At 70.7% G+C, this 15,567-nt stretch carries 7 protein-coding genes and 1 pseudogene; 5 read left to right on the top strand and 3 right to left on the bottom strand.

Features of this window, described 5'->3' with window-relative positions; translation table 11 throughout:
* Positions 1-474 precede the first annotated feature (474 nt).
* Positions 475-1,170: a serine/threonine-protein phosphatase gene (locus tag OG937_02810; protein ID WUD70686.1), complete on the bottom strand. Its 696-nt coding sequence runs from the start codon at positions 1,168-1,170 to the stop codon at positions 475-477.
* Between the two features lie 1,371 nt (positions 1,171-2,541).
* Between OG937_02810 and OG937_02805 the strand changes: the two genes are divergently transcribed.
* On the top strand, positions 2,542-3,099 hold the full coding sequence (locus tag OG937_02805; protein ID WUD70685.1) for a TetR/AcrR family transcriptional regulator: 558 nt from the start codon (positions 2,542-2,544) through the stop codon (positions 3,097-3,099).
* A 128-nt stretch (positions 3,100-3,227) separates the two neighbouring features.
* Positions 3,228-3,747, top strand: a pseudogene (locus OG937_02800) (transposase).
* Positions 3,748-4,180: 433 nt separating this feature from the next.
* On the opposite strand, the gene OG937_02795 reads toward OG937_02800, so the two are convergent.
* Positions 4,181-4,852: an ABC transporter ATP-binding protein gene (locus OG937_02795; GenBank protein WUD78610.1), complete on the bottom strand. Its 672-nt coding sequence runs from the start codon at positions 4,850-4,852 to the stop codon at positions 4,181-4,183.
* Positions 4,853-5,142: 290 nt separating this feature from the next.
* On the opposite strand from OG937_02795, the gene OG937_02790 reads away from it, so the two are divergent.
* The 3 genes from OG937_02790 to OG937_02780 are packed head-to-tail and all read left to right on the top strand — an operon-like array spanning position 5,143 to position 12,228.
* Complete coding sequence (locus tag OG937_02790; protein WUD70684.1) at positions 5,143-8,478, top strand: ABC transporter permease; 3,336 nt, start codon at positions 5,143-5,145, stop codon at positions 8,476-8,478.
* 1 nt (position 8,479) lies between these two features.
* Entirely contained in the window at positions 8,480-11,245 is a 2,766-nt protein-coding gene (locus OG937_02785; protein WUD70683.1) for a hypothetical protein, read from the top strand.
* A complete protein-coding gene (locus OG937_02780; GenBank protein ID WUD70682.1) occupies positions 11,242-12,228 on the top strand; it encodes an ABC transporter ATP-binding protein in 987 nt (328 codons plus the stop codon). The genes OG937_02785 and OG937_02780 overlap by 4 nt, the downstream gene beginning before the upstream one ends.
* 788 nt (positions 12,229-13,016) lie before the next feature.
* Here the strand turns inward: OG937_02780 and OG937_02775 are convergent.
* Positions 13,017-15,428, bottom strand: coding sequence for a right-handed parallel beta-helix repeat-containing protein (locus OG937_02775; GenBank protein WUD70681.1), 2,412 nt, complete (start codon positions 15,426-15,428; stop codon positions 13,017-13,019).
* Positions 15,429-15,567: the final 139 nt, after the last annotated feature.

Raw genomic sequence — 15,567 nt, 5'->3', positions numbered from 1 at the left:
GGCAATTTCGGCGTCGTCACCGCGCTGGAGTTCGGCCTGTTCCCGTTGACCCATTTCTACGGCGGCGGCATCTACTTCCCCGGCGAACGACTCGCCGATGTCCTGCACACCTGGCGCACCTGGCAGTCGGACATGCCGGAGGAGATGTCCTCCTCGGTGGCCGTGCAACGGCTCCCTCCGCTGCCCGAGTTGCCGGAGCCCCTCCGGGGGGCGTTCGTGGTACACGTGCGGATCGCCTACCTCGCGACCAGCGGACCAAGCCGACTGCAGAGGCATCCAGTTGCAGTGCACAGGTCGCAGCGAGATAGACGGCGAGCAGTGCGCTCGGGTGCCGGAACAGGAGGAGCCTGGGTGTGGCCATCCTCGTCACCGTCCCTTCTGATGTGGTGTGCAGTGCCTACGAGACGGTGCGCATGGTTGTGGCGCAAGGGTCGTGGTCTTTGCGCGGCGTGCGGGTTTTCGGACTGTGGATGTTCACGGTGGCGCTTGTCCGGCATGGACGGGGTGCGTTGGATGATGGACAGCGACAAGGGCCAGGTCGTCCTGGAGGTTCTTGCCTGCGTGTCGGTCCACATCGACGCTGACATGCTGTACGAGGCGGCTGGGGCAGTCCCAGGTCCATGTACCGGCACGGTCGAGGACGGGGAAGAACTCGCCGGCGGAATCGCGGGCCTCGGCCGGGCCGTCGGTGTAGAGAAGCAGGGTGTCTCCGGGGCCGAAGGCAACAGTGTCGAGGCAGAAGGCGTTGGGCGTGTCTGCTGCCAGCCCGAGCGGCGGGGCGGGCCGGGTGACGGGCGACAGGGTGACCTGGTTGCCCTGGCGCAGCAGAGGTGCCGGGTGCCCGCAGCTGACCACTCTGGCGATGTCTTCATCGTCGGGGAGTTCGATCAGCAGGGCGGTGATGAATCGCTCGTTGCTGTCGGGGGCGATACGGGTGAGCTCGCCCAGGTGCCTGCGGACGCTGCGTTCCAGGGAGGCCGCAAGTTCTGGGAGTGTGCGGTGCTGCTGGGCCGCCTCACGGAAAGCACCCAGGACGGCGGAGGCGTCGTCGATGGCCGGGAGGCCTTTTCCGCGGACGTCTCCGATGAGGACGCGTGTGGTGTGGCCGGTGCGGGCGGCTGCGTACAGATCACCGCCCACCGGCGCGTGTGCCGCCGCTGCGCGGTACATCGAGGCGACGTGGAAAGGGCCCAGTTCCGGGGGGATCGGCCGTAGCAGCACTCGTTGGGCTGCTTCGGAGACAGCCCGTACCTGGGCCAGTTCCCGCAAGTCGCGGTCATGCAGGGCCCGTCAACGGCCGCGCGCTTGGTGACGGGAATGCGCGGGAAGAGGTGCATCACGAGTCGGGGGAGTGACCTGATTTTCCTGGAAGGGCTGCGTCGTATCAACATGGCGCGGCTTTCGTGCCATCGCGGCGTGGAGGGGTGAGTTGAGGCCCAGTGAGTTCGCCGGCGGTGCGCCCCCGGCGAACGGTCCCGTTTTGGCGGGGCGGCGGTTAAACCGGTGATAGTCCGGCCGGCAGGACAGCCCGGGCAGCGGCTCCCCGGTGCGTCGGCCGCTCACTACGACTCGCAGCGCGCAAGAGGTCGGGCTGGTGTGTGTCCCAGACAGGCAGGCAGACGGTGTGAGGGTCCACGCCGGTGCTGTGACGTCTTCGGTATTTGTGCGGTCTGTTTGGATCACAGTTCAGCCGCCCTTCGTCTTTCGACCCGATGGGTGGTCAGGTTCTGTGTCCGGCCTGCGAGTGTGACGGCGGCTGTGACGGTGCCGTCCGCGTCGAATACGGGGGCGGCCAGGGTGCTCATGCCGGGGGCCGCACTTCGTCGCTGAGAGTCCAGCCGCGTCGGCGGGCCTGCTCCAGACGGCCTTCCAGGGTTTCATGTCCGATGCCGTCCGATGTGAAGGCGATGTCCGATACGTGCAGGTATGGCGTTTCTACCGAGAAGCAGTCGAGTACGCGTGATGATTCCTGGAGCACCTGCCCGGCAGCGTTTGCGGACGGCGTTCCGAATGTCGTCGTAGTTGCCTCCTGTGCGTCCCTCTCAGGGCATCTCGCGGGTCTCGCCTGACCGGCCCGGCGGCTTGGATCACTCCCCGTCGGAGGGTGACTCGATTTGGGTTCCTGCTGAGGGGACCGCCCTGACGGACAGTGCGGCTCACACGGGAACGGGCTTCGGTTCTTCCTCGCTCTTCGGTTGCCGTGACGCAAGGGTGCTTGAGCGGGTGGGTGACCACTTCGGTCACCCAGGGCGGCAACGCGAATGTTAGATTGTGATGACCATCTTACATGCAGGCCGACGTCCGTGCTCTCTGGAGCGTGGACGCTTTGCTGACTCGCCGGTGCGGCGAGCGGTGGGTGTCGGCCGATCGGCTGCCGCCCGCGGGACCCGGTAGGGCGTGCCGGCCGGGATTGCGGCCGGCGGGCGGCTGTGGCAGGCGATAGACAGCAGGCATAATCTTAGAGTCGGGGTGCCAGCCCGCTGGTCGTCGTAACAGCCCGCTACGGGGCAGATGGCCAGTCGGCATTACGGAGGGTGACAAATGAGTCGCGTCTCGCAAGCGGAAGCGAAGGTCAACCGGGAGCGAACGGTGGCCGCGGCCTCTCGGCTGTTCCGTGAGGACGGTGTCGCCAAGGTCGGCATCGCGGATGTGATGAAGACGATCGGACTCACTCAAGGCGGCTTCTACAAGCAATTCGCCTCCAAAGCCGCGCTCGTCGACGAGGCGGCCGCCAAGGCGTTCGCCGACAATTTGCAAGACCTTGTGACTCTCGACCACGAGGCTGGGGGGCACCAGGCGGCGTGGCAGTCGCTGCTTGAGTCCTACTTCTCCGTCGAGCATCGCGACAACCCTGGCACTGGTTGTCCCGCAGCCGGTTTCGCGGGCGACATTGCGCGTGAGCCCGAGCACAGGGAGACGTACGCCAGGGGCGTCCAGGAACTCGCGGAGTGGATCGCGCCTGGCGACGCCGGCCTGGCCGCCTATGCCACGCTTGTCGGCGGCATACTTCTTGCCCGTGCCACCGCAGGCACGCCTTTGTCGGAGCAGATCCTGCAGGCGGCACATGCAGCGGTGGCGAGGGCTGCCGACAGTGGTTAGCCGGCAACCGGCTGACGTGTACGCCACCCCAGTGTCCTGAACTGCTTGACGCCCCGCAGGGGTGCGTGCGCCGTATGCGCAGCGCCCCGCGCCGCCTGCCCCGCGCCGCCTGCCCCGCGCCGCCTGCATCCGACCTGGCAGGTTGAGCCGAATACGGCTACTGCGCCAGCCACAGCCGCTTCTTCTGGGGCCTGCGCCTGCACCTGGTCCGCACCCTTCAGGGCCTGCCCATCGCCTTCGCCCTGACCGGGGCCAAGGCCGACGAATGCGAGACCCTCCTTGACCTCCTGGCAGCCGAATGCGAGCTTCTGCGAGAGCGCCCCCGACAGACTCTCATCGGCGACAAGAACTACTTCGGCCGTGGTTTCGAACGCGAACTGGTCGAGCATGGAGTCCAGTTGCTGCGGCCTGCCCGTAAATGAACGGGAACGGCCTGGCGCAGCCCTGTTCAAGCCGCTGCGACAGGTCATCGAATCGATCAACGAGACCTTCAAGGGACAGCTTGACCTCGAACGGCACCGAGGGCGCACACCCGGAGGTGTTATAGCCCGCGTCATGCAACGCATCCTCGCGCTGACCGCCGCGATCTGGCACAACGACGCCACCGGACAAACCGTCCTACGATCACTGATCGCCTACGATCACTGACCCCTTGGACCAGATCATCTAGCGTGATCTGCCACGTGTACGGAGTGAGGACCCGGAGCGTGTCGCCGAGGCCGGGACGCTCGAGCAGTGCATCGACTGCAGCCGGGCAGTGAAAGAGGCCGCCGTGCACGGACCGCCCTTCGAAGAACGCACCGACATGATGGCCCGGTTCGTTGAGGGAGTATCCGCGGCTGACCATCCGTGAACCCGAGTCGTACGACGGCGCCGCGTCGACGGACGTATCGCGGTGAACCACGCGTCGAGGCCGGGACCATGGCCCACCAGGCCATGTGGGTCACGGTCGGCGGCGGTTGCCATCACGGTGATCCCGTGCCTGAACGTGACGATGTAGCAGGCCAGTTCGCCACGGCTGGCGGCGCCGCAGTACCAGGCGGCCAACTCGTCGGGTCGCGCCGCCTTCCCGGGAGGTGGGTCAGTCGGTGGGGGTGATGTGGCCGTCGCGGAGTTCCAGGACGCGGTCGGCGAGGGCGAGGAGTTGGGGGTCGTGGGTGGCGACGAGGGCGGTGACGCCTTCGCTGTGGACGACGGCGCGCAGGAGTTCCATGACGGCGCGGCCGGTGTCGGCGTCGAGCTGGCCGGTGGGTTCGTCGGCGATGATCAGGGCGGGGCGGTTGGCCAGGGCGCGGGCGATGGCGACGCGTTGCTGCTGGCCGCCGGACATCTCGCCGGGGCGCTGGCCGGCGTGGCCTTGGAGGCCGACCAGGGAGAGCAGGAGGGCGACGCGGTCCTCGCGTTCGCGGCGGGGGGTGTTGCGCAGCCGCAGGGGGACGCCGACGTTCTCGGCGGCGGTGAGGATGGGCAGCAGGCCGAAGGACTGGAAGACGAAGCCCATGCGGTCGCGGCGCAGGGCGAGCAGCTCGCGTTCGCCCAGGCCGTTCAGGACGGTGCCGTCGACGGTGACGCGGCCGGCGTCGGCGCGGTCCAGGCCGCCGATGATGTTCAGCAGGGTCGTCTTGCCCGAGCCCGAGCGGCCCTTGAGCGCGACCAGTTCACCCCGGGCCACGGAGAAGGACACCCCGCCCAGGGCGTGCACCGCGGTGTCCCCGGTGCCGAAGGTGCGCACCAGGTCCTCGACCACGACCATCGCCTCGGAGGCCGCCCCGTCGCCCGCCGGGCCCTCACGCCGTTCCAGCAGTCCCTCGCTCATGCCCGCCAGCATAAGGGCCACCAAGCGGTGCCTCTGTTCACACGGTGGAAACAAACGCAAGCTTAAGATTGCGATGAACATCCGATCGGCTGCCACCCACTTCCGAGTGGTCATGGGGCAGCTGGGCCACGTCGTGGCGTGGGCGCAATGTGTGTCGCTGCCCCAGCCCGGCGGTGATCTGGTCGACCACTCGCAACACACTGTTGCAGGCTTTGAGAACGGGGGGCATGGTGCCGGGCTTCGTCTTGCTGCGCCTGCGCGCGCACCGGTTGCTGCTTGCCGCCGCACTGCTGTCTGTCGTCCTGACCACGTGCGCCGTGGCGGCGTTGGCCGCGTTCAGCGACGCGGTCGGGGACGCCGGGCTCCGGCGCGCGCTTCAGGGGCCGTCGGCCGCCAGGACTCGGCTGGACGTGACGTCCGAGGTGACGGATCAGGACGCCGGGCGGCTGGACTCCCGCGTGCGCAAGACCCTCGCGGGGGCCTACGACGGGCTGCCGGCGCGGGTCTCGTCCAGCACCCGCTCCGGTGCGTACGGACTGCCGACGCAGCTGCGCCCCGCCGGTGCGCCACGGTCGGACAACCCGGACCTCACGCTGCTCGCCACGTTCGACCGCTCCCGGGTGACCATGGTCGAGGGCACCTTCCCGGACGCCCCGGAGGCCGAAGGCCCGGTGCCCGTCGCGCTGCCCGATACGGCCGCGAAGGCCCTCGGCGTGACGCCGGGAGACGTGATCACGCTCGCCGACCGCCGCGGCGGGCCGCCGCTGCGCGTCCGGCTGACCGGCCTGTACCAGCCCGTGGACCCGTCCGCGCTGTACTGGCGGCTCGACCCGCTTGCCGGGCGCGGCGTGCGGACGCTGTCGTTCACCACCTACGGCCCGATGCTCACCGATCCCCGGGCTTTTGCTTCGGGCGCGGTCCCGGCCGCCGAGGTCCAGTGGACGGCGGGGGCAGACTTCTCGGCCGTGACCACCGCCCGCCTCGACCGCGTCGGCCAGGACGTCCACCGGACGGTGGGGCAGCTGGACGACACGGTGTTGAAGGGGGAGACGACGGCGAGCAGCGAGCTGCCCGCGCTGGCGGCCGACCTGAACCGCAATCTGCTGGTGAGCCGTTCGACGCTGCTCATCAGCGCGTTGCAGCTGATCGTCCTCGCGGGTCTGGCGCTGATGCTCGTCGCCGGCCTGCTCGCCAGCGAACGCTCCGAGGAGACCGCCCAGCTGCGGGCCCGCGGCGGTTCCCGCTCCCGCGTCGCCGGGCTGGCGGCCACCGAGGCACTGCTGCTGGCGCTGCCCGCGGCACTGCTCGCACCGCTCCTGACTGGGCCGCTGGTACGGCTGCTCGCCGGGCACGGGGCCCTGGCGCGGGCGGACGTCCGGCTGGAGGTACCGACCGCCACGGCCTGGTGGGCGGGCGTGCTGGCCGCGCTCGCCTGCGCCGTGGCGGTGGCCTCACCGGCGCTGCGCCGCACCGGCACCTACTCCATCGAGCGGCAGGCACGGACCCGCAAGGGCGCGCTGCCGGGTGCCGTGCAGGCGGGCACCGACCTGGCGTTGCTTCTCGTGGCAGGCCTGGGCTACTGGCAGCTGTCCCGGCGCGACGGCGGGTCCGGCGCGCTGACGACGGACACCACCGGGGCTCTGGGGGTGGACCCGGTGCTGGTGGTGGCGCCCGCGTTGTGCCTGCTGGCGGGCGCCGTGCTGGCGCTGCGTCTGCTGCCGCTGGTGGCCCGGCTCGGGGAGCGGCGCGCCGCCCGGTCGGCCGGTCTGCCCACGGCGCTGGCCGGGTGGCAGCTGGCGCGGCGGACCGGGCGCGGCGCGGGCCCCGCCCTGCTCCTGGTCTTCGCGGTGTCGATCAGCATGTTCGCGATCGGCGAGAACGCCACGTGGGAGCGGTCCCAGAGCGACCAGGCGGACTTCTCGGTGGGAGCCGACGTTCGCGTGACCGGCACTTCGACACCGCCGTTCGGACAGGGCGGGGTCTACGACCACATACCCGGCGTCGCCGCGGCGGCCCCGGCGAGCCGCAGCACCGTGCCGCTGCCCCAGGGCCGCGAGGCGACGGTGCTGACGCTGGACACCACCACCGCCTCCCGCGTGACCGGTCTGCGCGACGACCTCACTGACCGGCCGTTCCCGGACCTGCTGCGCTCCCTGCGACCTCAGGACACCGCCCCTCGGGACAGCGGGTTCACCCTGCCGCGCGACACCGCGCGCCTTCTGCTGAGCGTTCGCACGCAAGCCTCGGACTCCGGCGGCCGACCGAGCGGGAGCAACGTCACGGCCCGCCTGTCGGCGACGTTCACGGACCGCTTCGGCGTCCCCTATGCCATCGCCCTGGGCGAGGTCCCCGCCGACGGCGGACGGCACGTCGTGGTGGCGGACTTCGCCGCCGAGGCTGGCCGGGCCCCCGGGGCCGGCCCGGCCGGGCCGCTGCGCCTGACCAGGATCAAGGCCGAGTACACGCTGCCGCAGCGGACCGAGCACCACCGGCTCTCCGTCACCGCTCTGCGGGCGGAGTCCGGCGACGGCACCACGCGGACCGTCCCGGTACCGGAGGGCTCGTCGTGGAAGGCGAGCGCCACCATGGGCAACCCCGACTACATGAACTACGACGGCTACGTCGCCGCCTGGACGGACGCCCCAGACTCCAGCGGGCGTACGCCGCTCGCCGTCGAGTTCGACACAGGGGAGATGCCCCTCGGGGCGGCCTGGCAGAGCGGCTATGACACGGCCTCCGTAACCCTCACCTCCGAGCCCAGGGCTCCGGCCGCGCTGTCGGCGGTCGCCACGGACACCTTCCTGCGGGCGGTCGGCGCGAAGGTCGGGGACTCGGTGCGGATCCCCGTGGCCGGCATCACGGTGCCGGTCCGCGTCTCCGCGGCCGTAGGCGCCCTGCCCACCGTCACGCCCAAGACCGACGGAACCGACGGCGGGGCGTTGCTGATCGACCTGCACTCGGTCAACACGTTGCTGCATGGCACCGACCAGGGCTCCCTGGTCCCCGGCGAGTGGTGGCTGGCGGCCGAGCCGGGCGCGACCGGCCGCGTCGCCGCCGCCTTGCGGGCCCGCGGCGACATCACCTCGCTCCTGGTGCGCGACGAGCAGCGGGCCGAGCTGCAACGTGATCCGCTCGGCGCCGGGCCGGTGTCCGCGCTGCCCGCCGCCGTGGTGACCGCCGTGGTGCTGGCCGCGGTCGGCTACAGCGTGGCGGCGGCCGGAGCGCTGCGCGAACGCTCCCAGGAGTTCGCGATGTTGCGGGCGCTGGGCACCCCGCGCCGCTGGCTCGCCCGGGTGATCGCCGCCGAACAGGGCCTGCTGGTCCTGGTCGCGGTGGGTGTGGGCGCCGTACTCGGCGGACTGCTGACCCGCCTGGTCGTCCCCTTGATCGTCCTGACGGCCCGCGCGCAGAGCCCGGTCCCCGAGGTCCGGGTGGAACTGCCGTCCGGCCCGCTGGCCGTGCTGCTGATCGCCGTCACCGTGCTGCCCCTGCTCGGCGTCATGCTCACCGCGTGGCGGTCCGCCGACCCGGCCCAGGCGCTGCGGCGCCAAGGAGGTGAATGACGTGGCCGAGCCCCGTACCCAGCGGAGCGGTGACGTCTCCTGGATCCGCGCCCGGTTGCGCGCCGCCCCCGGCGGGACGCTGGCCCTGGCCGCGCTGGTGTTCGTCACGGCGTTCCTGGCGGCCGCACTGCCGCGGGCCGTCGAGGGCTACGAGAACACCGCGCTGCGTGACACCGTGTCACAAGCGTCGTTGCCGGGCCGCAGCGTCACCATGTCGCTCCAGGTGTCACGGCTGTCCGCCCCCCTCAACGCCGAGGGGTTGCTCACGCCCCCGTCGCTGACGGAGACCGAGACCCGGTTCCAGCGCCTCGTGAAGCCCCCGCTGACGCTCGAACGTGACCAGATTGTGTACGGGGTGCGCTCTGCCGACACGGGCGTCACCGACCCCGGACTGCCCCGGCCTTCGGGCCTCGATCCGGAGAGCGCCCTGGTGGCACAGCCGGACCTCGCGGCGAGCACCCGGCTCCTCGAGGGACGTCTGCCGCACCCGGGCACCGACGACCGGCGCGTCGAGGCGGTGATCACCGACCGCACCGCCAAGGCCATGCAATTGCACACCGGTTCGGCCTTCCACCTTGAGGACGCGGTCGGATCCGTCATGACCGTGCGGGTCACCGGGATCGTCACGCCCCGCTCACCCGGCGCCGCCTGGTGGAACGCGGAGTCCGACCTGCGCAGGCCCAGCCTGCGCTCGCTGCCCATCCCGGGTGGCGACCCCGTCAGCTACTGGCACTTCACCGCACTGATCGACGACAGCGCCACGAACGTCCTGCTCGGCCTGCAGGACGGCGCGCTGGCCTACTGGCACCACCCTGCCGACGTCGACGCGCTCACCGCGCACGACGTCCCGGCCCTGCGTGACCGGCTTGCCGCGCTGACCTCGGGACCCGACGGGGCACATCTCCAGGCCAAGCAGCGTGGTCTCCACGTCGAGGAGCAGGGACTGGGCGAACTCCTCGGGCCCTTCGTCGCCGAGCGCACCGCCGCGCAGCCGCTGGTCCTGGTCGCCGCCGTCGGCGTGGGTACCGTCGGCGCCGTCGTGCTGCTGATGGCGGCGGGCCTGTCGGCGGCCCGGCGCAGGGCCGAGTTCACCTTGCTGCGGGCCCGCGGGATCAGCCTGGCCGCGCTGACCGGCCGGCTGCTGGCGGAGAGCGCCGTGGTGGCGGTGCCGTCAGCTGCGGCGGGGCTGGCCGTGGCGCTGTTCCTGCTGCCGGCCGAACGCGCCTCGCTCGCCGTGTGGTCGGCCGCTGCGGTGGCCGTGCTGGCCGTGGTGAGCCTGCCGCTGCGGGCGGCTGCGACGGCACGCCGGCCGCGCCCCGAGCAGCGTGAGGACATCGTCGCCAGGCGTCCCTCCCGACGCCGTACGGTCGCCGAACTCGCCGTCGTGGTCGTCGTCGCCGGCGCCGTGGTGGCACTGCGGCAGCGCGGCACGGCGGACGGCGGCGCGGACGTACTGACCGCCGCGGCCCCGGTGCTGCTGGCGGTGGTCGCCGCGCTGGTGCTGCTGCGGCTGTACCCCTGGCCGGTGCGGCTGCTGGCACGGCCCTTCGCACGGCTCAACGGAGCGGTGCTGCACCTGGGCCTGGCCCGCGCCGGACGCGCCCCCTCCACCACGGCGCTGCCACTGCTGGCCGTGCTCGTTGCCCTCACGGTCACCTCCTTCGGCGGATCCGTACTCGCCGGCGTCGAGTCGGGACGCGACCACGCCGCGGTGACCGCGGTCGGCGCGGACGCCCGCGTGCAGAGCTACGGCGCCCTGCCGCAGGGCCTGACCGCACAGATCCGCAAGGTCACGGGGGTGCGGGAGGTCACCGGCGTCCGGATCGAATCCGGGCAGAAACTGATCAACGACAGGGACCGGTTCGACCTGCTGGTCGTCGATCCGAAGCCGTATGCCCGGCTCGTGGCGGCCACCGGCCTGGGCGCCGACTTCCCCGCCGGCAAGCTCGACTCGGGCGCGAAGGAGCCCATTCCCGCCATCGCCTCCCCGGCGATCGCGCGAAAGTTCGGGAATGGCGTCGGCGACCCCGAGAGCGTCAGGTCGTCCGTTGGGCGGGTCATGGTGCGCGTCGTGGGCACGCAGGACGCCACACCGGCGGCCCCCAACCACGAGTTCCTGATCGTGTCGCGGGCCGCCCTGGCGAAGGTCGCGCCCGGGACGAAGGAACCGGCGCACGGTCCCTCCACGCTCTATGCGACGGGCACCGGCATCGACGCGAAGGCGCTGCGCGCCCTCGTCACCAAGGCCGCGCCCAAGGCGCAGGTCACGCTGCGAACCGAGCAACGCGCGTCCTACGGGACGACGTCGGCGTTGCAGTCGGGTGCACGGCACGTGTACCTGGCGGCGGTGGCGGCGGGCGCCGGCTACAGCGTGCTGGCCCTGCTGCTGTCGTTGCTCCACAACGCGCCGCAACGCAAGGCGCTCCTGGCGCGGTTGCGGACCATGGGGATGGCGGGCGGTCAGCGGCAGTGGCTGGCGGTGCTGGAGATGCTGCCGCAGGTCCTGCTGGGCGCCCTGGGCGGTGTTGTGGTGAGCGTGGCCACCGTGCCGCTGGTACGTCCGGGCGTGGACCTGGTGGCGCTCGCCTTCACGGTCCGCACGCCCGCCACGGATCTGTCGGGGGCGGTGTTGCGCACCGACGTGGCGTCGCTGCTGGTGCCTGCGGCCGCGCTGGTGCTGCTGGCGTGTGTGGTGCTGGCCGTACAGGCCTGGCTGACAGGGCGACGGGGAGAAGGAACCGAACTCCGGATGGGTGAACGATCATGACTCAGAACACGTCCGGCACCGCCGAGCGCGGCAACGTCACGCTGGCGGACCTGGAACGGCGCGTCACCGAGAGCCGGGAGCAGCCCGCCTACGGGCATGACGCGTTGATCGTCTGCGACCGGCTGGTGCGGATCTTCACCGCCCAGGGCGTGGAGGTCCAGGCGCTGCAGGGACTGGACCTGCTGGTGCAGCAAGGCGAACTGATGGCGCTGGTCGGCGCGTCCGGCAGCGGCAAGTCCACCCTGCTGAACATCCTGGCCGGGCTGGACACCCCCACCGCGGGCGCTGCCTCGGTCGCCGGCTTCGACCTGCTCGCGCTCGACGCAGGCGCCCGCCTGCGCTACCAACGCGAGGTCGTCGGCTTCGTGTGGCAGCAGACCTCACGCAACCTTCTGCCCTACCTGACCGCCCTGCAGAACGTCGTGCTGCCCATGCGCCTTTCCGGCCGCGTCAAGAGCCGCACCGAACGCGCCAAGCGCGCCGCCGAACTGCTGGACCTGATGGGCGTCGGCTACGCCGCCGACCGCCGACCCCAGCAGATGTCCGGCGGCGAACAGCAGCGCACCGCCATCGCCGTCGCCCTGGCCAACCACCCCTCCCTGGTGCTGGCCGACGAACCCACCGGCCAGCTGGACTCCGCCACCGGCGAGCAGGTCTTCGGCGCCTTCCGCACCGCCAACAAGGAGCTCGGCACGACCATCGTCGTCGTCACCCACGACCAGGCGGTGGCCACCGCGGTCGACCGCACCGTCGCCATCCGCGACGGCCGCACCGCCTCCGAAGTCCTGCGCCGCACCAGCGTCGACGACGAAGGCCGCACCACCGTCCACGCCAGCGAATACGCCACCGTCGACCGCTCCGGCCGCCTCCAGCTCCCCCGCGACTACACCCACGCCCTCGACATCCGCAACCGCGTCATGCTCGAACTCGAACCCGACCACATTGCCGTCCGCCCCGACCATCCTGCGGGGGGACAGTCCTAGCACTTCGGCTGGACGTCATGATCTGTCGGTTGGTTGTGCGACGAGTGCGCCCGATGGCGGTAGTCGTGCTGGTGGGCGCCGACTTGGTGGCGTCGGCGCTGCAGCTTTCCCTGCCGCCAGATCTCCCGCCTTACCGTGGCCGCACGGGCTACTTGGTTGCAGCGTTCGCCGTTGCGGCGTTGCGTCGCGGAGCAGAGACCGAGCAGTTCCTCGGTCCAGACGAGCGCAACCCTCTCGGGGAGCCACGCACCTGGGTTGGGATCTGACGGCGTGAGCGAGTCCTGGATGAGCTCGTACTCCCGTCGTCCTCGGCAGTGACACCACCAAGGACGCGGTCTCCTCGGTCAAGCTCGAGGTGTCCCATGACGACGGGGCGTCCTGGCAGCCGCAGGACCTGAAAGCGGCCGACGGTACATGGCAAGCGCACCTCCACGCCCCTGCCTGGGCGGGTTACGTGTCCATCCGTGTCACCGCCGAACAGCACAACGGCGGCGGCATCACCCAGACCGTCACCCGGGCCTTCGGCCTGAAGCAGCCCACGTGAGCGGCCGGTGCGCTGTATCCCGTGAGGGCCCACCGGCCGGATGGAATGCGGCCCACCGCACCGTGCCGGAAGGCCGTGCGGGGCGAGCGTATGCACGCCCCGCACGGCCGGATGGCCGACGACAGGTCACGTTGGGTGTTCTGGTCCTCTCGTGCGCCCGCCGTCGGAGTCCGCGAACCGCCGTCCTGCCGGCGCGCTCCGGAACACCTCACCGGGCCTGTCGTCGACCCACCGCGAGCGGCACCTACGGCATCATCGCGGTCGTGAAGGAGCCGGAGTCGAACTGGTTGATCGCTGACTGCGTGACGTCGTGGGACGTGGAGAAGATGCCCGCGTCCTGCTTCGCTGCCGCCGAGGCCAACGTCACGGGCTGACCGATCGGTACGTAGTTGGCGCCGTCGTAGGAGTACGAGGCGCTGAACGAGGTGCCCGATCGGGTGAGCTTCACCCAGATGGGGCGATAGATGTCGACGCCGGCGCGGGCGTCGGTGTCCAGGTACCCGTCGCCGTTGGCGTCCCACTCGAACACGACGCCGTTGCGGGCGGTGACCGCGACGACGGCGTACCCGGCCGAACTTCCCGCCTTGGTCATGTCGTTGCGGACCATCACCCCGGACTTGGCCCAGGCGTTGGCGTCGTTGACCGACACGACCCGGGTGGACACGCTCGAGTCGGCCGCGAACGAGTCGTCCCGGTAGATCGAGCCGAACTGGTCGTCGTGCTGACCGCCGGCGCCCCACACGTCGGCGCCCGCCGCCGCGATCCCGAAGCCGCCGAGGCTCTGGCCGAAGTACGAGCTGACGGCCGAAGCTCCGGCAGTGCGGAGGCCGGGTGCGACCGGTCCACCGGACGGGCACCCGGTGAAGCCGAACTGGTTCGCGTTGAGCGACGTCCGGTACTGCGGTGCGACACCCGCCTGGCAGATCACGTCCCGCGCGGCCGCGGGCCAGTTGGCGCCGGTGACCTTCACGTTGTTGATCAGCTGGTTGTTGTGTGCCGCGGCGTTCGGCGTCGAGGCGCCGCCCGAGTTGTACCAGTTGTTCTGGATGACGTTGTCACTGGTGTTGTTGCGGAGGCTGTACGCGTTGGTGAAGAGGAAGGAACCGCCCTGGACCACGTTGTTCTCGTAGGTCATCGAGCGCGAGCCCTCGTCGAGGTATAGGCCGACTCCCGAGATGTTGAACAGGTAGTTCTTGGCGACGACGCTTCCCGGGCTCGCGGAGAGGTTGTAGACCGATCCGCCGTCGGCGAAGCGCGCCTTCGTGTTGTGCACGAGGTTGCCCTCGACGCGGTTGTCCTTCAGCGTCGTCGGCGTCGTGTATTGCGTGTTCCACTTGTAGTAGCCGCGGTCGACGTAGTCGTTCGAGCCCCCGGCGTCGTTGATGCCCCAGCCGTAGCCGGTGTCGATGCCGTCGTAGGGGACGTTGGAGACCTCGTTGTGCAGGATGCGGGCACCTGTGACGTAGGTGCTGAGGATGCCGCTGTTGTCCTTGTAGTCGACCGCCACGCGATTGATCGTGTTGTCGGAGACCAGGATGTCGTGGTTGGTCATCCGCGGGTCGCTCGGGTGGTGCGCGTCGGGCAGTACGCCACCGACCGCGACGCCGTGGCCGCTGTTCTCCGTGAACCGGTTGCCGACCACCTCGATGTCGCCGGCGCCCAGCCCGACACCGGTCACCGTGGCGTTGGCGTCGTTCCCGATGCCCAGCGCCGACTGGCCGAGGTTGGTGAACGTGTTGCCGGTGAACGAGATGCGGCTGGCGGCGGAGACCTGCACGGCGGCGGGCTCCTGGTACCAGCTGGTGCGCGCCCGTTCGAACATCTCACAGCCGCGCGAGCAGCTGGTGAAGGCGTCGGCGGGGCGGTAGTCGTAGGCGCCCTTGATGAAGAGGCCGTTCTGCTGGTCCGCGTACCCGTCGGTCGACGGGCCGAGCCAGGAGGTTCCGGAGAACTGGATGCCCTTGAAGGCAAGTCCGGTCACCGGCTTGTCGTACGTCCCACCGATGCTGATCAGCGACTCCATGCGGGGCAACTCGACGTCGAGCCGGTTGGGGTCGACCCCGTCCGCCGGCTTGTAGTAGAGCTTCCCGGCACTCGGATCTATGTACCACTGGCCGACCTGGGTCAGGAAGCTCAGCGAGTTGTCGAGGTACCAGCTCGGACCGGCCAGGAACGAGTTCTGGACGGTGTCCCAGCCCCACGTGTTGTTGTCCCACGCCGGCTGGGCCATCGTGATCTCGGTGGCACTGATGCTCTTGACCGGCGAGTAGCGGTTCGTGAAGTCGCCGAGGGACTCGAACTCGATGCGCCCCTGGTCGGGGAGCGTGGCGAGGTAGCTCAGGGCCGGGTTCTTGATGGTGAGACCGGTCGCGGTGGGAGTGACGTCCGCGTTGGCCAGACGGATGGCGGCGCGAGGGGCGATCACGCCGTTCACGTAGAGCTGGCGGGTGTCGAGGCCGCTGGGGGTGTCCGCCTCCCAGATGCCCGCCCCCGCCTCGGACTTGGACCAGCCGGTGACCTTCGAGGCGCCTGTGATGACGGGGTGGGCGCCCGGGGCGGCGGTCCACTGGACCGTGTGGTCGCCGCCGTCCTCCCCGGGTCCGAACCGGAGGGGCTCGGAGAGGCGGTAGGTGCCGTCGGCGAGCTGAACGGTCACGTCACCGTGCTTGGTGGCGGGACCGACAACGTGCTGAGCCCGCTCGAGCGAGCATGGCTGCGCCTGGCTGCAGTGTCCTGAGTCCTTGCCGTCCGGGGCTGCGAAGTACTCCGCCCGGGGCGCGGCTTGCGCCTGGAGG

Origin of the sequence: Streptomyces sp. NBC_00510, from assembly GCA_036013505.1 — a bacterium.
GTDB lineage: Bacteria > Actinomycetota > Actinomycetes > Streptomycetales > Streptomycetaceae > Actinacidiphila.
The sequence above is the reverse complement of the archived record's forward strand: the minus strand, read 5'-3'. Positions and strand labels throughout refer to the sequence as shown.

Bases quoted from the DNA above. Each gene is read 5' to 3' on its own strand.
- OG937_02795 (WUD78610.1), bottom strand. From the start codon at position 4,852: ATGGTCGTGGTCGAGGACCTGGTGCGCACCTTCGGCACCGGGGACACC.
- OG937_02780 (WUD70682.1), top strand. From the start codon at position 11,242: ATGACTCAGAACACGTCCGGCACCGCCGAGCGCGGCAACGTCACGCTG.
- OG937_02805 (WUD70685.1), top strand. From the start codon at position 2,542: ATGAGTCGCGTCTCGCAAGCGGAAGCGAAGGTCAACCGGGAGCGAACG.
- OG937_02810 (WUD70686.1), bottom strand. From the start codon at position 1,170: ATGTACCGCGCAGCGGCGGCACACGCGCCGGTGGGCGGTGATCTGTAC.
- OG937_02790 (WUD70684.1), top strand. From the start codon at position 5,143: ATGGTGCCGGGCTTCGTCTTGCTGCGCCTGCGCGCGCACCGGTTGCTG.